Consider the following 21781-nt stretch of genomic DNA (forward strand, 5'->3'; position numbering starts at 1 on the left):
TAAATCATCAATATCTGATACTGAATTTTATCAATAATACTAAATTTTAATGGTTAGATTATCATATAATTAAAAAATAAATGTATTATTGTTACAAAATGAGACAATAATACATTTAATCATCATGAGAAATCTTAAAATTATCCTATTCAGCCTTTTGTTGACCTTTAATTTTACAAATGCACAAGAAACCAATTCATTTCCTGTTCAAGTAGCTATTGAAAACGGAATCATCGAAGGTAATTACGACACTCACACCGGAATTCAACGTTACTTCGGCATTCCGTTTGCCAAACCACCAATAGGTGAACTTAGATGGAAGGCACCACAACCTATAGAACACTGGAGCGGAATTAAAGAGACCAAAGCCTTTGGTCCACGCCCTATGCAAACTATGGTGTTCGGCGATATGAAATCGAGATCAAACGGAGTTAGCGAAGACTGTCTGTATTTAAATGTTTGGACGCCCGCAGACCGAAATACCCAAGACTTACCCGTTCTTGTATATTTCTATGGCGGTGGGAATGTTGCGGGCGATGCCTCTGAGCCTCGTTATGATGGAGAAAGTATGGCCAAAGAAGGCATTGTGGTAGTAACGACCAACTATAGACTTAATATTTTTGGTTTTCTAGCTCACCCAGAATTAAGTACTGAAGCCTCTTATAAAGCTTCGGGAAACTACGGCCTACTAGACCAAAATGCAGCGTTAAAATGGGTTAATAAAAATATTACCGCTTTTGGTGGCGACCCTAATAAAATAACTATTGCAGGCGAATCGGCTGGTTCTATTGGTACAAGTCAACAAATGGCGTCGCCTTTATCTAAAGATTTAATTGCAGGAGCTATAGGTGAAAGTGGTGCTGGCATCAACCCTACTATGTCGCCTATTTCATTGAAAGATGCAGAAAATATGGGTGAGGAATTTGCTAAAAATGCCGGTTACCCATCTATTGCCGAATTACGAAAATTAAGTACAAGAGAAGTATACGAAATATATAATGAGTCAAAAAGATTTGGTTTCCCTACTGTTCTAGACGGTTATTTTCTACCTAAAACACTTCCTGAAATCTTTGAAAACAAAGAACAGGCTATGGTCCCATTATTATTAGGGTGGAATTCTGCCGAGATACCAGGTATGGCTTTTACACAAGGTCCTTATACAAATGAAAACTATGTAAACAAAATAAAAGAAGCGTACCCAAAAGAATATAAAGAGGTGTTAGAACTGTACCCTCATAGTTCTGAAAAAGAAATTGAATTATCTGCTACTGCTTTAGCATCTGATAGATTTATCTCTTATAGTACTTGGAAATGGTTCGATTTACATAGAAAAAATAGTGACCAACCCGTTTACAGATATTTATACAGCAAATTGAGACCACCTTTAGTTGATAATACTTTAGCATCTGGTTTAGCCGGTGGCACTGTAGCAAAAGGCTCAGACACACCTCCTGCTCCAGTAGCTGTTGGTGCTCCGCACGCTTGTGAAATCGAATACTGCATGGGCAACTTACATTTGGTAAAGGATTATGCCTGGACAGCGGATGATTTTAAGGTATCTAAAGATATGATGACCTATTTTGCTAATTTTATTAAAACCGGAAACCCAAACGGTGAAGGTCTACCAAATTGGGAAGCGGCAAAGCCAAACGACAAAAACCCCGCTGTTATGGTCATTGATACGGAAAGCAAACTGATAAAAGCCCAAAATGATGAGCGTTATGAGTTTTTAGACAAAGCTTACAAGAACAATTAATATCCATTTTAATAGATATATTGGTTTTGGCTTTCGTTACAAGTTATGCCAGAACCAATTCTTTTTTGAGTTACTTTTTGTTGTAAAAGTGACCTCCAAAACACGTAAATTGCTCCTATGAAAAAATTAATTCAAATTATTGGCGCTTGGTATGGCGCAAAGAAAATTGGAGGTGGAAAATGTGGATGTATAGGAACCGTATTCGTTTTCCTAATTCTATATTGGATATTCGGTTACGTTTTAGAGGCTTTCTAAATTGGTTGTTGGTTTTTTCGCTTAGCGCTTGACGCCCTACGCCGGTCGCATCACACTAGACGCTGTTTGCCCTGAGCGCGTGGCGCATTGCAAAATAGCTCTTTATCTCTTTTCTATTCTCTAACTTCTATTTTCTCTTCACCAGTTTTCTTTTGATCAAAAACTTTGGCACTAGTTTTCATATCGGCATATCTTGGGTCTTGTATAAAGTCTTGCTTTTGCATTTTTATGACCTCAATACTCAAAAAGCCAAATTCACTGACTACCTTTCCATAAAACCGATAAACTCCCCTACCCCTAAACATATATTTTTTAGCAACGGGCGGGAATAACACGGTATCAAAAACTTGCCCTTGTTGGTCTAACAACGTAGCAAAGAACATTGCTTTTCCTTTATGTGTTCTGGTTCGCTTTACCGTAATTAAATATCCATAGATATCGATATTTCTATTTAAATACCGCTCTAAATCTTTACTCCCAGAATTATTTAATGGTGCTTCTGCCAAAAGTTCAAACGGACTACATAAACTAAAGCCCAACAACTCTAATTGCGTAAAGGCTACTTCTAAATTTGTACTGTATAATGACGGAATCTCAAAATGTTGCTGTCGTGGCACAAACAATTTGGGGTGGTCTATTTTTTTGGTCTTGTTCAATAACAAATGTGCTTTCCAGAGCAATTCATGCTTATTGGTGTTGGTAAACCTAAAGGCATCAATGCGTATTAAAATACTTACTTGTTCTATTGAGATAATCAATCTATCCAGAAAATCTTCCAACGAATTAAATTCACCATTAAGAAAACGTTCTTTTAAAATACGCTCCATGACCCGTTCTTCTAGTTCTCGCAGATACCCCAACCCTAAATACAAATCTTTACCATAAATTTTATTTGCCGCATTACTTCTATTTACGCAAGGCGGATGTATGGTTGCGCCTAACATACGGGCTTCATGCACATAAAACTCGGGCTTATAAAATCCGCCACCGTTATTGAGCACCGCCACCATATATTCCAACGGATAGTACGCCCGTAAAAACAAACTTTGATAACTTTCTACCGCATACGATGCCGAGTGACCTTTGGCAAAAGCGTAGCCGGCAAAACTTGCCACTTGGTCCCACACTTCATTAATAAGTTTTTCGGTATAGCCTTTTTTACGACAATTATCCATAAAGGTATCCTGCACTTTCTGAAACTCTTCCCGTGAACGGAACTTACCGCTCATACCACGTCGTAACACATCGGCTTCGCCCAGATCTAAATCGGCAAAATGGTGGGCTACTTTTATCACATCTTCTTGGTACACCATTACTCCGTACGTCTCTGGCATAATTTCAAGCATTACCGGGTGCGCCATCTCGGCTGCCCTGCCCTTATTACGGTGGCGAAGAATATACTCGCGCATCATTCCGCTTTTAGACACTCCCGGGCGAATAATGGAACTTGCCGCTACCAAACCCAAATAGGTATCTACCTCTAGCTTTTTCAACAGCATACGCATAGCGGGAGATTCTACATAAAAACAACCCATGCATTGTGCCGTTTTTACCATGTTATTGATTTTGGGGTCGTTTTTGAATGCCTTAATATCATGAATATCGAACTTAGCAAATTCTTCTGGGCGGTCGCGTTCTAAAATATCAAGCGTTTCTTTTATTTTGGAGAGTCCGCGTTGGGCAAGAATATCGAACTTAAAAATACCGACATCTTCGGCGATGACCATATCAAACTGTGTGGTGGGAAATCCTTTTGGGGGCATATTGGTCGCAGAAAACCAGTGAATAGGTTTTTCGGTAATTAAAATCCCCCCGGCATGTATACTCAAATAATTGGGCATGCCGTGTAGCAGCTGGGTGTATTTCAATACCAAAGCAGATATATTGTCTAATCTGCTCGCCTGAATATTACCATCGCACAACACATCTATTTCATCTTTTGGTAGCCCAAATACCTTACCCAATTCTCGAATTACACCTCTAGATTGAAACGTAACGTAGGTACCCAAGAGCGCCACATTATCGAATCTATTAAATATATACTCCGTCATCACAGGTCTGTCGCGATGCGAAAAATCTATATCAAAATCGGGGGGATTTACACGATACAGATTAATAAAACGCTCAAAATACAAGTCGAGTTCCATAGGGTCTACATCGGTAATAAAAAGCAAGTATGCCACAATACTATTGGCTCCGCTACCACGACCTACATAAAAGAATTTTTGCTTTCGGGCATAGGAAATAATATCCCAATTGATAAGAAAATAAGAGACAAAATTCATTTTTTTAATGAGATAGAGCTCTTTTTCCAAGCGGTCTAAAACAGCCTGGTTAATTTCTGGATACCGCTTAGGCAAACCTTCTTGACACAAGTTTTCAAGCAATGCCTCATCGTCTTCTTCGGTCTCTAAGTATCTGCTTAAATTCTGTGTTTTTCTTTCTGCGGAAAAATCAAAATAGATAGAACAGGCATCCATTAATATTTGTGTGTTCTCTAAAATAAAACTGTGCTCAGAGAAATGCGCCGCCAAATTGGGTACGGCATACATTTTTTCATCTTCGTCCGCTTGTTCGGTAACCGACAACATACTCAGCAAGGTGTTGTTATCAATGGCACGCAATAACCGATGTGCATTAAAATCGCGCTTATTCCGAAAAGTAACGGGTTGCAATAGCACAATTTTATCGCGCTGCTCCAATAATTTTGAAAACCGGAGTCGCTTTAGCTCGTTGACGGAAACTCCAATAAATTCATGTTCGGCAAAAATTTTCTTTTCATGCTGAAGCACTTTCTCAAACGGATAAATAATGAACACGTGTTTAAACTGCGGAGCTATTTCTGGAATTTTCTTTTCTTGATGAATGTGATGGGACAGAAAATCATTGAGTTCTAAAAACCCCTCATTATTCTTGGCTATACCTATAAAGCAGGGCTCTACCCCATTTCTAAAATCGATTCCCAAAATAGGCTTTACATCATATTCAGGCGCCTTACGAACAAAATTTAAACAAGCGGATGTGTTATTGATATCGGTCAATGCCAATTGCGTTACCCCATGGTCTTTTGCCAGTTGCAAGAGCTCCAGTTCCGAAAAGGTTCCGTAGCGAAGGCTGTAGTATGTGTGGCAGTTTAGGTACATTCTGGTTGTTCGTTGTTGGTTGTTAGTTGTTAGTTGTTCGATTTTTTGCGCTGTTCGCTTGACGCTACGCGCAGTGTGCTTTTTTTGCGCTTTGCGTGTGGCGCTCAGCGTGCTGCGCAATGCGCTCCCTTTCTTCTCTATTTTCTATATTCTTTACTTTACTCAGCATTTCACTTCGGTTACGCTAAGTGAACGGGTGTCGTCTTTGCGAGGTATTTTCACCGAAGCAATCTGCCGAAAATAGGTACTAGGGATAACACCCCAAATTAGCAGATCACTTCGTCGTGCCTCCTCGTGAAGACGTTTTTGCGCTAGGCGCTCAGAGTGCTGCGCAATGCGCTCCCTCTTTTCTCTCTTCTCTATATTCTAACTTCTAGTTTCCCTTTACACTTCACTTCGGCTACGCTCAGTGAACGGGTTTCAAAACCCCTCAACAACAGACAGCCATGAACCAACAACCAACAACGAACAACCAACAACCAACAACTAGATTTTTCTATGCGCCAATACCACTGGCGGTAATCCGTTGAAAGGGTTATGCATTCTTCCTATTGTTTTTGCTCCCATGCCTGATGCCCGCAGCACACTTTTGTCTCCGTAGCGTTTACGAATGTTGTCCATAGCGTTATAAAGGCTTAGAATTTCTTCGGTGTCATCGAACAGGTTAATTTGATAATTACCCGATACTAGGTGACTGAAGCGTATACCGATCAATCGTACCAATAGCCTACGGTTATATAAGTTCTTGAACAGGTCTAAAATTTTAGGAATTAAAATGTGATCGGCACTCGTATACGAAATTCTCATCTGCTTTGAGTAGGTATTAAAATCTGAATATCGAATCTTTACGGAAATACATGCCGTTAGCTTCTCGCCCCTTCGTAATTGATACGCTAGGTTTTCGGTCATGGCAATAAGAATACCACGCAGCCTATTGACATCTATCGTGTCTTTGTCAAATGTTCGCTCTGTAGAGATAGATTTTCTTTCGTTAAACGGAATCACAGGGGTGTTATCAATGCCATTTGCTCTTTTCCAAATGACTCCGCCATTAGCACCCAACACCCTTTGCATTACCTCCATGGGCATTTCTTGCACGGTACGTACTTGCCGCAGGCCCAGGTTCCGTAAGGTCTGGTAAGTCTTATCGCCCACCATCGGTATTTTTTTTATGGATAACGGTGCCAAAAAAGGTTTCTCCAACCCCTCATCTATTTTTAATTGATTGTTTGGTTTTGCCTCGTTCGTAGCTACTTTCGACACTACTTTATTAGCAGATAATCCAAAGGAAATAGGGAGTCCCGTTTCCCTAATAATTTTCTTTCGCATTTCTGATGCATATTGATAGCAGCCAAAAAAACGGTCCATACCGGTGAGGTCTGCATAGAACTCATCGATACTCGATTTTTCGAATACCGGTACGTACTCTTTTATGATTTCGGTCACCACATCAGAATGCTTACTATACTCTCCCGCATTACCACGAATTACAAAAGCATCGGGGCAAAGTTCACGTGCCATTTTCATGGGCATACCAGAATGCACTCCAAAGCCGCGAGTTTCATAACTACACGCCGCTACTACTCCACGATCTCCCGTACCACCCACCAACAAAGGCTTATGCTGCAACTCACGATTATTTAATCGTTCTACAGAAACATAAAAAGTATCTAAATCGATATGTAAAATGGTTTTGCTCATAACTATCCTTAAAAAATTCGGGATAGCTAAATTATGGATTATTTCCAATTATTAGGATTATTTCCATTTTTTAACATTGAAAAATAAAATCTAAAGAACTTTAGAATAGTAGTGACAACTTGGTAAAAATCACTCTCCATAAAACGCAATATGCATGTTGATATGGTTTTAAGCTTCAAACCATTAAAAAAGATAATAGCATTTATATTAAATTCATGTAGTTTTTCGTTAAATGCCATATATCTTGTAGATTACAAAGGTCTTGAACAATTGGTTCTATAAGACTATCTTTAGGGTAAGAACGTACATATGCGCCAATTTCATTTTATATTTTTATTTGTTCTGTCATTAACATTTACTGTTGCACATACGCAAGAGACTTCTACAATAAATATCATTTCCCCAAATGAAAATACAACCTGGAATATTCCGGATAAAATAAGCCTAGAATGGAATACCGTTAAAATAGACACGAGTAAATCTATTCGGTTCTTTTTAGTAAGAAATGAAATGGTCGTACAAGAACTAGGCTCCTTTAAAAACGATGGTTTTGAAGACGGTATAGCGTTAGCAAAAAATATTGGTTCTGGCGACAGGTACCAAGTTGTCGCCATAGAGTTGTTCCCCGATGACAAATTTAATATTGCCAAAAGAGTAACTCCGTTTTTTACAATTACCAATGCAGCTTCAGATGAAAGAAAGAAAAAACAGCAATTAGCGAATGCAAATACGGTTAGCCCTAAAAAAAAGAGAAAAAAGTCTAAAGCCAAAACAAAGGTAAAAGAATCAATTGCTCAAGAACAACCAGCTATAGTACAGACCGAAAAAAAGAATGAACCACGAAATAGTTTTGATGGAAGAAAAATTTCGTACACAAAAGAATTTGAATTCGATTCTGAACATATCATCGTAAAAATATGGGACCACGGCAGGCAAGATGGCGATATCGTTTCTATCTACCTTAATGGCGTACAAGTGGTTAAAAAATACTACTTAACCTATTGGAAAAAAGAGTTCAAAATTAAGTTGGACCCAAATAAATCTAATGATTTATTTTTATACGCCCATAACCTAGGCGACTCACCACCCAATACAGTTGCCGTAGAAATAACCGATGGAAAAAAATCAGAAAATATTGTGCTTAACTCAGATTTACAAAGTTGTGAAGCGGTTTTAATAAGTGTGAAATAACCACCGCATATGCCCTTCTATTCTTATTTTGATGAGCCTGAAAATTATAGAGATCCATTCAGTTTTTATGAACAAGGTGGCTCTCCTTCATTACTACAAGAATTTATAAATACCATTGAAAAGGATAAAAATAATATTGAGGAAATCAATATTTCATGGTATTTATTCAACAACCAATACTTATATAACTATCTCAAAGAAGTAGCTGCAATTGGCATTAAAGTGAATGTAATCACTATACCGTTAGAGGGTTACGACAACAATAACCCTAAAGCCTTAAAAAATCTTGAAACTGAAACAAAAACCGAAGAACGCTTTACCAAATATAATTTAGCAAGAAAGATTTTTGGCGAAACATACCGATCAACATCACACAAAAATTTCAATTTATATATATTCTCCCATCTTTATGTTCGTAGCGCGAATATTAAAAAATTCTCAAGAGGCACCTTACCCTATTCCCTACACATTAAATCTGCCTACATAAAAAAGAAAAACGGTTATTTGGTTTTAATGAGCTCATCTAATTTAGCCGTAAGAGATTTGGTAAAGTATGAATCCATGATCTGCATTGAAAATGAGCCGGGCTATGAAGAAACCGCCAAAGCTTTTTATAAGAATCTGATAGAAAATTCCATTCCTATTAAAGCGTACAAATCTTCATTGAACACTACTTGCAACATGTTCGAAAAAGTAGCGTATAAATTCAGTGGTTCAATGTATATTACGGCTCCTTTTTATGAAAACTCTGCGAATAACTTAGAAAAAAAACTATCAAAACATATAGCATCGGCAACGCACAGAATTATCATTTGTGCACAACATTTGGCAGCATTTAATTATGATTTCAATGCCAACCATCACTCTACCATAGATAAAAATGAAATCAGACAAGGTATATTGGGCATGATTTTAAAAATGGCGAACAATGGTGTTCGTGTTACTTGTTTATCACAAACATTTGCTCCATTACCCAATAATGAAAATAAGTTTAAAAATGCCAAATTTAGAAAGCCGGTAAACACACGTAATTTTCAAAAATTTTATGGTCAGCTGCAACAAACGGATAATATTGAGTATTACGTTAACAACAATATTCACTCAAAATATATTATTATAGACCATATGTTAATTTTTTGTTCTTACAACTTCACACCCACTCAATTCATTTATATTGATCACGTTAAAATTGACAAATTTAAAAACATGTCGAATGTTAGCTATACGGGCATTCACTGTGAAGTAGGTATACATGCTATTATCAAAGACCCGGCAATGGTAGCTGCATTTGAAAATAATGCCATGGATATTATACGAAAGAAGAATACAATACAAGTAAAATAGTTTGTCGAATTAAAAGCAATTTGAAAATCTAAAATGTATTTTTGTTTACATGTGATGAGATTTTATAACTCTTTTACACATGACCAATTAGAATAGTTTAAGAATGAATGTAGTATCCTTTTTTGCTGGAGCAGGTGGTTTGGACCTTGGTTTTGAACAGGCAGGATTCAATGTTATTTGGGCAAACGAGTATGATAAGGATATTTGGGAGACGTATGAAAAGAATCACCCCAATACTATTTTTGATAAAAGAAGTATTGTAGATATCCCCGCGGATGAAGTCCCCGATTGTGACGGTATTATTGGTGGGCCACCTTGCCAGAGCTGGAGTGCAGCTGGTGCCGCAAGAGGTATTAAAGATAAACGAGGACAACTATTTTATGATTTCATCAGGATTCTGGAAGCAAAACAACCCAAGTTCTTTTTGGCAGAAAACGTAAGCGGTATGCTTATTGGCAAACATAGTACTGCACTTGATGGAATTAAAAAACTGCTGAAAAATGCAGGTGTAGGTTATGACCTTTCATTTCAAATGCTAAATGCGTCCGACTATAACGTTCCACAAGACAGAAAAAGGGTTTTCTTCATTGGGATAAGAAAAGATTTGGGTTTCAAATATGAATTCCCAACCGAAACCTTTCCTAAAATAACACTTGAAACGGCAATTGGTGATTTAAAAAACAAGGCGGTACCCGCTTTAGAATATAATAACACCAATGGCACAAAATGTAAAGTTGCCAATCATGAATACATGATCGGTGGTTTCTCTACCATGTTTATGTCTAGAAACCGAGTACGGAATTGGGACGAACAATCATTTACCATACAGGCTGGGGGCAGGCATGCGCCCATACACCCACAGGCTCCAAAAATGAAATTGATCGAGAAGGATGTTAGAATTTTTGTTCCAGGTAAAGAGCAACTTTACCGCAGGCTTAGTGTAAGAGAATGTGCTAGAATACAGACTTTTCCTAACGATTTTATTTTTCATTATAAAAAAGTAGCTGCAGGTTATAAGATGATCGGTAATGCGGTACCTGTTAATTTGGCAAAAATTTTGGCTCAAAGTATTATGGAACAATTAAAGTCAAATGAAAATACCGAACCTCAAGCCGAAAAAACAGCTAATTCAATATCTATTTAAAAACACAAAACCCTCTTAACCAAACGACTAAGAGGGTTTATCAGTACTCGAGGCGGGAATCGAACCCGCACTCCGAAGAACTGGATTTTGAATCCAGCGCGTCTACCAGTTCCGCCACTCGAGCATATTTTACCAGCTAAATTTGGCTTGCTATCAAAATAGGACTGCAAAATTAAATAATAATTTTCTATCCACCACTAAAAATATCAATATTTATGCAATAGCAACCAAAATTAATCTTAAATTTGCACCTTCTAAAAAACAAGGTATTTAAACTGAACAACCAAGTAACTGTTTGGAAAACAATAAATAAAGATATGCCATACCAAGTTCCACAACCAAAAATATTTGCTTGTACCCAAAGTAAAGTCTTAGGGGAGAAAATTGCCAAAGCATATGGCATGGAATTAGGTAATGTTTTGTTCTCTAGATACAGTGACGGTGAATTTCAACCTTCTTTTGAAGAATCTATTCGTGGAACAAGAATATTCCTAATCGGCTCAACACACCCTGGTCCGGAAAATTTAATGGAAATGTTGTTGATGATCGATGCAGCGAAAAGAGCATCTGCGCGCCATATTACAGCGGTTATGCCATATTTTGGCTGGGCAAGACAAGACAGAAAAGATAAACCTAGAGTACCTATAGCAGCTAAACTAGTTGCCAAAATGCTGGAAACAGCAGGGGCCACTAGAATTATCACTATGGATTTACATGCCGACCAAATTCAAGGCTTCTTTGAAAAACCTGTAGATCATTTATTTGCTTCTACATTGTTTTTACCCTATTTAAAAAATTTAGGTCTAAAAAATCTTACCATAGCTTCACCAGATATGGGTGGTTCAAAGAGAGCTTATGCCTATTCAAAAGCCTTAGATTGTGATGTGGTAGTTTGTTATAAACAAAGGGCCAAGGCAAATGTTATATCTCACATGGAATTGATCGGTGACGTAAAAGGTAAAAATGTAGTTTTAGCAGATGACATGGTCGATACTGCAGGTACATTGACCAAAGCAGCTGATCTAATGATGGAAAGAGGTGCTTTAAGCGTAAGAGCCATTGCTACTCACGGTCTATTATCTGGAGGTGCATACGAGAAAATAGAAAATTCAAAACTTACGGAGCTGATCATAACAGATTCCATTCCGGCAGAGGTGAAAAGTGACAAAGTTAAGGTTTTAAGTTGCGCCGAATTATTTGCAGATGTTATGGATAAAGTGCATAACAACAACTCAATATCTTCTAAGTTTTTAATGTAACCTAGAAATCAAAAACAAGAATATTAATTTTTAATACATATAATGAAGTCAATTACAATTAAAGGATCAGAAAGAGAAAGCGTGGGCAAAAAGGCAACGAAGGCCCTACGTAATGCTGGAAAGGTTCCTTGCGTGGTATACGGAGGGGAAAAACCATTACACTTTTCAGCAGATGAACTAGCGTTCAGAGACTTGGTTTACACTCCAAATGCACACACGGTTGCAATTGAATTGGAAGGCAAAGAAACGGTTAACGCTGTATTACAGGACATTCAATTTCACCCTGTAACAGATGCTATCATCCATATTGATTTTTATCAATTATTCGATGATAAAATGGTTACCATGAACATTCCTGTAAGATTACAAGGAAATTCACCAGGTGTACGTAACGGTGGACGTTTATTGTTCAGAAAACGTAAACTTGCCATTAAAGCTTTACCAAGCAAATTACCAGATTTCTTTGATATCGATATTTCTAAATTGAAAATTGGTCAGAACATCTCGGTAGCATCTTTATTAAACGATGAGTTCACCATCTTACACCCAGAAAGCCAAGTTGTAGTACAGGTTAAAACTGCTCGTACGGCTGTTGTTACAGATGATGAAGATGAAGATGAGGATGGAGCTGAAGGTGCAGAAGGTGCATCTGAAGATACTGCTCAAGAATAAACATAAAAGTTTAAGATTCATTAAAAAGCATCCTGGTACTTGTATCAGGATGCTTTTGTATTTTTACGCCTTAATTATATACTATAAATGTTCCGTTTTTTTAAATCATTATTTACCGAACAGAGCATCATTACCGCAGAAACAGACCCCATGAAAAAATTTTTAATCGTTGGCCTTGGAAATATAGGAGAAGAATACGCCGAAACCCGACATAATATTGGTTTTAAAATATTGGATGAGGCAGCCAAAGCAAATGATTTCACCTTTGAAACAGCAAAATTGGGCGACATTGGCTCTTACAAAGTAAAAGGTAGAACAATTATATGTCTCAAACCTTCCACATATATGAACAGGAGCGGCAAGGCATTAAAATATTGGATGGACAAGGAAAAAATACCGCAAAGCAATGTACTTGTAATTACCGACGACATTAACTTACCGTTTGGAACCATCCGTGTTAAAACAAAGGGCAGTAATGGCGGACATAACGGATTAAAGGATGTAGAGTTATTTCTACAAACTATTAAATATAACCGTTACCGATTTGGTGTTGGCGCAGATTTTGGCAAAGGAAGACAAGTTGAATACGTTTTGGGGGAATGGAACGATGAAGAAAAAGCCTTGCTCCCCGAACGATTGAAAAAATCTACTGAGATCATCAATTCTTTCGCCCTAGCAGGGATTGCCAGAACCATGAATCAGTTTAATAATTCTTAGAGCACTTTAAAAGAGTAAATACCAGTATCGGACCTATTGCCTTCTTCATCAATTACGATAATACGCCAATAGTATACTGTATCTGATGAGACTGATACCTTAACACTAGTTACTTCTGATGAAAGCGAACGTATAAGGTCTATAGGAGGGGTTTCTACAGAGAAATACACTTCATAACCAGTTATATCATTATCTAGGTCAGATGCCGACCATACTAGCTCTACTTCATTATTGATGTCCATAAAAACATTAGCCGAAGAAGCGGGACTCTCAATTGTTGCCGGAAATGGAGCAAATGTAGTTCTCGATCCTGAATTATAAAAATACCATTCAGCACTAGATACCGTCTGTTCTACCTCACTATTTCGCGAACGTACCAACCATGAAAACTGCTCTCCTTTAGCTAAAGGCAATGTTGCTGAATTTGTAGTAGATACAATTGTTTGTACAGTACCAGTTGCAATATTGGTTACGCGTAGTTCATAGGTTTCGGTGTGATCTGCTAAGTTCCATATAAATTCTACCTGACTGGTCTCACTACCTAAGCTAACACCCGTTGTACATTCGGAGTTCTCTTCAGGAAAAACTAAACTTACCGCTTCTGGGGGCGTTGCAGAACTTTTCTTTTTACAACCCGTAAAAGCCATAAGTATGCACAAAGAAAGAAGTAAAAACCGTATCATTCCTTAATTACTTTTGTTGTTCCATTAATTGTTCTTCCATCAAACTTTAAATAATAGATTCCCGCAGTCAATGAGCTTAAATCCATTTGAATTACACCATCGACCAGTGAAATTGTTTTACTGTAAATATATCTTCCTTCCACACTAAAAACACGCACCACAACCTCTTCTTCAACAGCACCAACATAAACCTGTACCATATCTTTCACCGGATTTGGAAATACTATCGGTCGCTCATAAAAGACAATCTGTTCATCGTGTACGCCTTGACATGCAATTGAAGTATATACTTTTAATGTATTTATTCCTTTTTGCAGTTCTAGCTGCACCACAGAATCCTCAGTTTGTATTGCTATACCGTTTAATTCTACCGTATACAAAGTACCGCCTTCTAAGTCTAAAGTCACCAAAGATCCATCATCGGCAACTTTTGATGTAACATTCAATGGACCTGGCTCTGTAATTTGAACATCAACACAATACTCTTGGTATACTACAAGTCCGTCAGAACCGGTAATACACAAAGTATATGTGCCAGAGCTTAAGTTCGCCAAATTAAAGCCATTGGAAAAATTCTGTGTTAAACTCAGGTCATTCCCCGTTACGGTAACTTGATAATCCAAAGCTAGTTTAGGGGCTATAGACAGTGAACCATCATTATTATCGCTACACGTTTCGCTTTCTAATGTAATAACAAAATTCTCTGGTGGAAAACGATAGATTGCACAACCGGAAGCATCAACTTCTTGTCCTTCTGGAGTATTCAGACAAAGGTCATCACCATCATCGAATACACCATCATTATCTGCATCTGGCCTAAAGTCTCCTTCCACACAAACTTCAAGGGCAAAAGACACCAAACTACCACCATCAGAAGGTGCATTATCTTTGACTTCTAAAGTCCATTCACCAAGTATCGACTCACCATTAAACGAGCTTAATGTTCCCAAGGGTTTTACCGAACCGCCTATTCCAGGGTTCACACCACAGTCAAAAGCTGGACTATCATCATCAAAAATGGCGTTTATATCACTTGCATCTCCACAAGAATTGGAGACAAGGGTAACCGTAGTACCTGCTGGCGAAGTTAAACTCACCACCAAATCTGCCAAAAACGTATGTTCAATATCTAACTGTACATTGATATCCGCAATAGGTAAATCTTCCAAAAATATAAGTGTAGAGGTAATTACCGGTGTACCACTACTCGATATGGCTAAAGGTGTATCAGAAGCAGTTTTGGTAGTACAATTGAACTGAACGGTAGAAAAACTGAAGACCTCACTAAAATCTCCTTCTCCACAGTCGTTTTTAGGTTTTACACGCCAAAAATAAGTACTATTATTATCGAGCAAAGTTGGCGTATAAGAACTGCCGTTGACAGATACAGACTCGACAACATCTGTAAAAGTTGCGTCACTGGCTATTTCTATCTCATACTGCGTGTTCCCAATCGCCGTACCCCATTCCAATAGAACATCTGTAGACGCATTTTCAAATCCGTCAGCGGGAGCTAGCAAAATAACATCTTCAAAATCATCATCGAACACACGAACTTGCAGTGTAATTTCTTTTGTAACGGTTGCAGATGTTGCTACTACTTTTACAGGATATTCCCCAACGTTTAAGCCAGCTATACCTTCAAATGTTATACTCACCTCGGTATCGGTAGCATCAGCAGTTGTAGGTGTAAATGTAGCAGTTAAACCAGCAGGCAAATCTTCCACCGTAAAAGTACTTTCTTCGTCGAAACCTAAATTGGTTTCATAATTAAAGGACACATCTAAATCGTTTGGCTTACAGACATCAAATATCACCTGATCAAAATTCATGACTATTTCAGATGGCGTAATGGAAAAACCAGCATCATTGACAGCGAAGAATATATTATCATCTGCCTTAACCATAATTTTACCGGTACTGGTTGATATATTAGGTATTATGACACTATGACTACCGTCATTTGTCGTATTTTCTGCAAGAATATCAGTAAACGTAATTCCACTATCGGTAGATAATAAAATGGTAACCGTTTCGGCATTTATTGGTGCTACATCTGTATTTGCAACATCCCAGGTAATAGTTTGTACAGAACCAGCCTCAAAGGTTTCTTGCGTATTTTGGGAAGTAATCAAAAACGGACCCGCTTCATTACTTACCGATACCGTCATCTCGTCGGAAACAGATTGCCCGCCGTTTAGGGCATTATCTCTTACCGTCAATGAAAAATTAAAATTTCTGCCCACATTTGAAACGCTTTCCCAAGCATCTCCAACAGAAGGTAAAGTTTCTGTAAGTTCCCCTTCTAAAATGCGGGTGAGATTGGGAAAATAACGCTCTGGATCAAGTGTTGGGGGCAAAGACCTGAAATTGGCCCCTGCAGGGTTTGTAGGTCCAAATGTAGTTTGGGTTACAATTCCATTATCTATCTGCTCCCAAGTGTAACTAAGAACATCGCCAGCATCTACATCGTTAGCCTCGCCGGTAAGCACAAAAGGCGTTCCCTTTGGTATACTGTAATCGGTCAGGGCAGATAATGTTGGCGGGCTATTTGTCAGCACAACGGTTTCACCACATGAAATTGTTTCTAGATAATCCCTTATCTGTACTATACTTACGTAATGAAAATAATCATCGCTATTATTAGCCACATTATTGTTTCCCGTAATACCAGCATAGCCCATAATTGTTGTTCCACTTGCAGGTTCTACTTGTACGGTGGTACCTTCTGATGTATGTGAAAAAGAGTGATTGGCCCCAAACTGGTGCCCCATTTCATGAGCGACCAAATCAATATCAAAAGCATCACCTACCGGAGAGGATAAAGTAGTATACCCACTACCCTTTCTACCGTTTACACAAACGGCCCCAATAAAACCCGAGTTACCATCTAAAGTATTGTCCTGTTGATTGAACAAATGCCCTATATCATAATTTGCCTCTCCAATAACACTAGTCAAGGTATTTTGAACTTGAGAACTTAAGCTTCCAGTATATGGGTCGGTGTCTGGGTCGGTATAAATAACAAGATCGGTATTTGTGATCAATTCTAACGTTATTGCCAAATCCCTTTCAAAAACCGCATTGATTCTTGTTAACGTAGCATTTATTGCCGCAAGGGCATCTACTTTTGTTCCTCCATGAAATTCTGTGTACTCACCCGAAGCTGAAATAGCTACCCTAAATTTTCTAAGCGTTTGATCATCCACTAATTTAGCTGTCAGGTTTTGAGAGTATTCTAGAACCTCCGGTATCGTCTTACAGACAAAATCAATGTCACTTTTCTCTTGTTCCGTTCTTCTGTACAACACATAAATATCATCGGTAGATTTCTGCATAAAAAGTGCGCCGTTCTCACCAGAAGTCATCATGGTACTTTGTATTCCCTTTGGGGAAACACTAAACCTTACTTGCTTGGTAACATCATGTAGTGCAATACCTTTGTAAGATTTTATAGAAGGATATTTTAAAGAAAGTTCTTCAGTAAAAAGATGTGCATCTTCTACAACAAAAGGAATTAGCTCCCCTGTTTCATCAGGAAAATAAACAATTTTAGAATCTTTGCTGCCGTTAAGAGCCTTTGACAATTGTTCTTGATCCAACTTAAAAGCTTTACTATTATTAACTTTTAATCGTTGTGTAGAAAATTGCTTCGCCGTTCCGTTCAACTCCGTATTTTTCCAATAAGTGGATTGCGCCACACCGGAAAAGGAAAGAAATGCTATGGTAATTGTAAAAACTAGGCGTAATTTTGCAATCATTAAGGGACTTTTAACCAAAATCAAATATAAGTCTTTTTATTTTCTATCATAAGGTGATTACAGTCCGCAACATTTCCAAATACAAAGAAGAACACCCTACGGTTATGACCATAGGCACCTTTGACGGGGTACATATAGGCCACCTTAAAATACTTAATAAAATCATAAACCATGCCAAGAGTACCGAACTTAAATCATCGGTACTAACGTTTTTTCCACATCCAAGAATGGTATTACAGAAAGATGCCAACATAAAATTATTGAATACCATTGAGGAAAAAATAAATATTTTAGAACGTTTAGGTTTAGATGTACTTATCATTCACCCTTTCACAAAAGAATTCTCGAGACTTACTGCAACTGAGTTCGTTCGCGACATTCTGGTAAACACCTTGAACACCAAAAAAGTAATTATTGGTTATGACCACAGGTTTGGCAGAAACCGAACTGCCAATATTAACGACCTGGTAACATTTGGCAATACTTATGATTTTTCCGTCGATGAAATACCGGCACAAGAAATAGATGATGTTTCGGTAAGTAGTACTAAGATCAGAAAAGCCTTAGAAGATGGGGATATAGAAACGGCGAACAACTATTTAGGGTATGACTATATGCTTACGGGCGCCATTATTAAAGGTAAAGGCATTGGTAAGCAGCTTGGTTATCCTACGGCTAACCTTTCTATTGCGGAGGACTATAAACTTATACCTAAAAACGGTGCGTATGTAGTTAACAGTGTAATAAATGGCAATATGGTATACGGCATGATGAACATTGGTTTTAACCCTACAGTCAACGGTACCAAAAAATCTATAGAAGTAAACTTTTTCAATTTTGATGCAGATCTGTACAACTTAAAAATTCAAGTTAATATTTTGGTTCGCTTAAGAGATGAACATAAATTTGAATCGATTGATGCCTTGAAAACGCAGTTGGCCAAAGACAAAGTAAAATCTCTACATTATATTAATAGATAATTATGCTCAATAGGTTATTATTTCAACGCATAGATAATAGCTCATTAATCGCATTTCGCATATTTTTTGGCATTCTGGTTTCATTGGAATGTTTTGGTGCCATTGCTACCGGTTGGGTAAATAGAAATTTAATTGCCCCAAAATACAAGTTTCCATTTATTGATTTTGATTTTCTACAACCATTACCAGGCTACGGTATGTATTTCTACTTTGGTATAATGGGGCTAATGGGGTTATTTATTGCCGTAAGCTTTAAATATCGTGCTAGCATTATTACGTTTACGGTCATGTGGACCGCTACATATCTGATGCAAAAAACCGCATATAACAACCACTATTACCTGCTTATTTTAATTTCATTTATTATGTGCTTTTTTCCTGCGGAAAGAAGCCGATCATTAGATGTTAAGCAGAACCCTAAATTAGAAAGCAACTCTATGTTCGCCTATGTAAAATGGATTGTTGTATTTCAATTGCTCATTGTTTACGTATACGCCTCTGTAGCTAAAATGTATGGAGATTGGCTAGACTTTAGCACTATAGAGGTATTAATGCGATCAAAAAAAAGTTATTGGTTAGTAGGTGATTTGCTACAAGAAAAATGGATACACAAAATAATTGGGTCGGTCGGTATATTATTTGATCTACTTATTGTGCCTGCCTTACTTTGGAAACCTACGAGAAAGATCGCTTTCTTTCTTTCCTTGTTTTTTCACTTGTTCAACTCAATTATATTTCAAATAGGTATTTTTCCATATCTCTCTATTGCATTCAGCGTTTTCTTTTTTGAACCTGAGACTATTCGCAGAATTTTCTTTAAATCGAAAATTCCGTTTACCAACTCACCCATTATACTACCAAAACATAGAAATCTAATTTTATTGGGGCTTACAACTTATTTCATAATTCAGTTGGTTTTGCCCATAAGACACTACGCCTTTAAAGACGATGTACTTTGGAATGAAGAAGGGCATAGAATGAGCTGGCGAATGATGTTGCGCAGTAGACAAGGTAAAGGGAAATTTAAGGTGGTAGATAAAAATACCGAAGAGGTTTTTATTATAAACCCCAAAGATTATGTATCTCGTGGTCAGGAAAGAAAAATATTTGCCTATCCTGATTTTGCATGGCAGTTTGCCCAATACCTAAAAAAAGAATTTGCAGAAGAAAACAGAGAAGTTTCGGTATACTTAACAAATTCAAAGATCAGTATAAACCGTAAGCCTTACGAACCCTTTATAGATTCAAAAACCGATTTGGCTGCCGAAAAATGGTATCAAACCAAACACCACGATTGGATTCTGCCATCAAACTACAACAAACCTAAAAAATAATTTATCTCCGTTTAGTAGATAAAAGTATCCATATTAAATATAAGATTACCGTAAATTTGCGGGTAAATACAATTCAATAATGCTACAAATACAAACCATTAGAGATAATAAGGAAGATATTATCCTAGCCCTTGGAAAAAGAAATATTGACGCACGGCCCTTAGTGGAGAAAGTGCTTCAATTAGATGAAAACAGACGTGCAGCACAAACTAGTTTGGACAACGTTTTGGCAGAATCGAATAAAATTTCCAAAGAAATCGGTGTATTGTACAAGACAGGAAAAGTTCAAGAAGCTAACCTGTTAAAAGAGCAGACCGTAAAATTAAAAGAAGAGTCCAAACAATTGAGCGAAGACTTGAATACTGCTGAAGAAGAATTAAAATTACTACTGTACCAATTACCAAATGCTCCGCATACCTCAGTAGTAAGAGGTTCTACAGAAGAGGACAATGAAGAAATTTTCAGTGAAGGTGATGTTCCCAAATTAAATGAAGCCGCACTACCACATTGGGAGCTAGCAAAAAAATATGACATTATAGATTTTGAACTAGGTGTTAAGATCGCTGGTGCAGGTTTTCCGGTGTATAAAGGAAAAGGTGCTCGTTTGCAACGCGCCCTAATCGCATATTTCTTAGATAAGAACACAGAAGCGGGCTATACCGAAATTCAAGTGCCACATTTGGTCAATGAATTATCTGGGTATGGAACAGGTCAATTGCCAGATAAAGAAGGGCAAATGTACCATGTAACTGCAGATGATCTTTATTTGATACCAACGGCAGAAGTTCCAGTTACGAACATTTTTAGAGATGTTATTGTCAACGAGAACGACTTTCCAATTACTTACACAGGTTATACCCCATGTTTTAGAAGGGAAGCAGGTAGCTATGGCGCACATGTAAGAGGCCTAAACCGTTTGCACCAGTTCGACAAGGTTGAAATTGTACGTGTAGAACATCCTTCAAAATCTTACGAAGCATTAGATGGTATGGTAGAACATGTGAAGAATATTTTAAGGGAGCTTAAATTGCCGTATAGAATTTTAAGACTTTGTGGTGGTGACCTAGGTTTTACAGCCGCACTTACTTTCGACTTTGAAGTGTTTTCAACCGCACAAGACCGTTGGTTAGAAATTAGTTCTGTTTCAAACTTTGAAACCTACCAAGCCAATAGATTAAAATTACGTTTTAAAGACGAGAACGGTAAAAACCAATTAGCACATACCTTGAACGGAAGTTCATTGGCATTGCCACGTGTTTTAGCAGGAATTCTAGAAAATTACCAAACTGCAGATGGCATTAAAATACCAGAAGTATTGATTCCGTATTGTGGTTTTGATATGATCGACTAAATCACTTTAATCCAAAGGGTACATACTGCTTATCACAAATTTAAGAATGCAGTAACAATTAAACGTCATGATATTTATAAATATCATGACGCTCTTTTTTAAAAGTATATTCTTTTAAGCCAATTAAATCTGCGACCTTTATTATTAAATTTAACCAATTATGAATTGGATTTTATTGATCATCGCTGGTCTATTCGAAGTAGCCTTTGCTTTCTGCCTTGGAAAAGCAAAAGAGTCTACCGGTAATGAAATGTATTTATGGTATGTAGGCTTTTTATTGGCTTTAGCTATTAGCATGCTACTTTTAGTAAAGGCGACACAAACATTACCAATTGGTACGGCCTATGCCGTTTGGACAGGTATTGGCGCCGTTGGCACTGTGCTTGTGGGTATATTTGTTTTCAAAGAACCGGCCACATTTCTACGCATGCTGTTTTTAACTACTTTAATTGGATCTATAATAGGACTAAAAGTAGTTTCGCATTGAACA

At 37.6% G+C, this 21781-nt stretch carries 15 protein-coding genes and 1 tRNA gene; 11 read left to right on the forward strand and 5 right to left on the reverse strand.

Going from position 1 to position 21781, the window contains the following annotated elements; translation table 11 throughout:
• Positions 1-124 precede the first annotated feature (124 nt).
• Positions 125-1756, forward strand: coding sequence for a carboxylesterase/lipase family protein (locus DCS95_RS15735; protein WP_116771751.1), 1632 nt, complete (start codon positions 125-127; stop codon positions 1754-1756).
• Positions 1757-2124: 368 nt separating this feature from the next.
• Here DCS95_RS15735 and DCS95_RS15740 read toward each other — a convergent pair whose 3' ends face one another.
• On the reverse strand, positions 2125-5154 hold the full coding sequence (locus DCS95_RS15740) for a DNA polymerase III subunit alpha (RefSeq protein WP_116771752.1): 3030 nt from the start codon (positions 5152-5154) through the stop codon (positions 2125-2127).
• Between the two features lie 486 nt (positions 5155-5640).
• Entirely contained in the window at positions 5641-6855 is a 1215-nt protein-coding gene (gene dinB, locus DCS95_RS15745; protein ID WP_116771753.1) for a DNA polymerase IV, read from the reverse strand.
• 309 nt (positions 6856-7164) lie between these two features.
• Here dinB and DCS95_RS15755 point away from each other — a divergent pair, with 309 nt between their 5' ends.
• The 3 genes from DCS95_RS15755 (at position 7165) to DCS95_RS15765 (ending at position 10534) form a co-directional block, all read left to right on the forward strand.
• Entirely contained in the window at positions 7165-8046 is an 882-nt protein-coding gene (locus DCS95_RS15755; protein ID WP_116771755.1) for a hypothetical protein, read from the forward strand.
• Positions 8047-8055: 9 nt separating this feature from the next.
• Positions 8056-9390: a phospholipase D-like domain-containing protein gene (locus DCS95_RS15760; protein ID WP_116771756.1), complete on the forward strand. Its 1335-nt coding sequence runs from the start codon at positions 8056-8058 to the stop codon at positions 9388-9390.
• A gap of 103 nt (positions 9391-9493) precedes the next feature.
• The gene (locus tag DCS95_RS15765) at positions 9494-10534 is read left to right on the forward strand and encodes a DNA cytosine methyltransferase (protein ID WP_116771757.1); all 1041 of its coding nucleotides are present in this window, start codon (positions 9494-9496) and stop codon (positions 10532-10534) included.
• 44 nt (positions 10535-10578) lie between these two features.
• Here the strand turns inward: DCS95_RS15765 and DCS95_RS15770 are convergent.
• Positions 10579-10658: transfer RNA gene (locus tag DCS95_RS15770), tRNA-Leu, on the reverse strand.
• A 193-nt stretch (positions 10659-10851) separates the two neighbouring features.
• Between DCS95_RS15770 and DCS95_RS15775 the strand changes: the two genes are divergently transcribed.
• From DCS95_RS15775 to pth, 3 genes are all read left to right on the forward strand, one after another.
• A complete protein-coding gene (locus tag DCS95_RS15775) occupies positions 10852-11793 on the forward strand; it encodes a ribose-phosphate pyrophosphokinase (protein WP_116771973.1) in 942 nt (313 codons plus the stop codon).
• Between the two features lie 42 nt (positions 11794-11835).
• The gene (locus DCS95_RS15780; RefSeq protein WP_116771758.1) at positions 11836-12465 is read left to right on the forward strand and encodes a 50S ribosomal protein L25/general stress protein Ctc; all 630 of its coding nucleotides are present in this window, start codon (positions 11836-11838) and stop codon (positions 12463-12465) included.
• Positions 12466-12552: 87 nt separating this feature from the next.
• Positions 12553-13182: an aminoacyl-tRNA hydrolase gene (gene pth, locus DCS95_RS15785; protein ID WP_116771759.1), complete on the forward strand. Its 630-nt coding sequence runs from the start codon at positions 12553-12555 to the stop codon at positions 13180-13182.
• Here the strand turns inward: pth and DCS95_RS15790 are convergent.
• The gene (locus DCS95_RS15790) at positions 13179-13865 is read right to left on the reverse strand and encodes a hypothetical protein (protein WP_116771760.1); all 687 of its coding nucleotides are present in this window, start codon (positions 13863-13865) and stop codon (positions 13179-13181) included. The two genes, pth and DCS95_RS15790, sit on opposite strands and share 4 nt — an antisense overlap.
• Positions 13862-17626, reverse strand: coding sequence for a reprolysin-like metallopeptidase (locus tag DCS95_RS15795; RefSeq protein WP_116771761.1), 3765 nt, complete (start codon positions 17624-17626; stop codon positions 13862-13864). The genes DCS95_RS15790 and DCS95_RS15795 overlap by 4 nt, the downstream gene beginning before the upstream one ends.
• Before the next feature lie 53 nt (positions 17627-17679).
• Between DCS95_RS15795 and DCS95_RS15800 the strand changes: the two genes are divergently transcribed.
• The 4 genes from DCS95_RS15800 (at position 17680) to DCS95_RS15815 (ending at position 21778) form a co-directional block, all read left to right on the forward strand.
• Positions 17680-18606, forward strand: a complete 927-nt coding sequence (locus DCS95_RS15800; protein ID WP_116771762.1) for a bifunctional riboflavin kinase/FAD synthetase — start codon at positions 17680-17682, stop codon at positions 18604-18606.
• A 2-nt stretch (positions 18607-18608) separates the two neighbouring features.
• Positions 18609-19940, forward strand: coding sequence for an HTTM domain-containing protein (locus DCS95_RS15805; protein WP_116771763.1), 1332 nt, complete (start codon positions 18609-18611; stop codon positions 19938-19940).
• 79 nt (positions 19941-20019) lie between these two features.
• Positions 20020-21291 carry a serine--tRNA ligase gene (gene serS / locus DCS95_RS15810; RefSeq protein ID WP_116771764.1) on the forward strand — a complete coding sequence of 424 codons (1272 nt, stop codon included), beginning with the start codon at positions 20020-20022 and terminating at the stop codon, positions 21289-21291.
• A 160-nt stretch (positions 21292-21451) separates the two neighbouring features.
• Positions 21452-21778, forward strand: a complete 327-nt coding sequence (locus tag DCS95_RS15815; protein WP_116771765.1) for a DMT family transporter — start codon at positions 21452-21454, stop codon at positions 21776-21778.
• Positions 21779-21781 lie beyond the last annotated feature (3 nt).

Origin of the sequence: Maribacter litoralis, from assembly GCF_003075045.1 — a bacterium.
Taxonomy (GTDB): domain Bacteria; phylum Bacteroidota; class Bacteroidia; order Flavobacteriales; family Flavobacteriaceae; genus Maribacter; species Maribacter litoralis.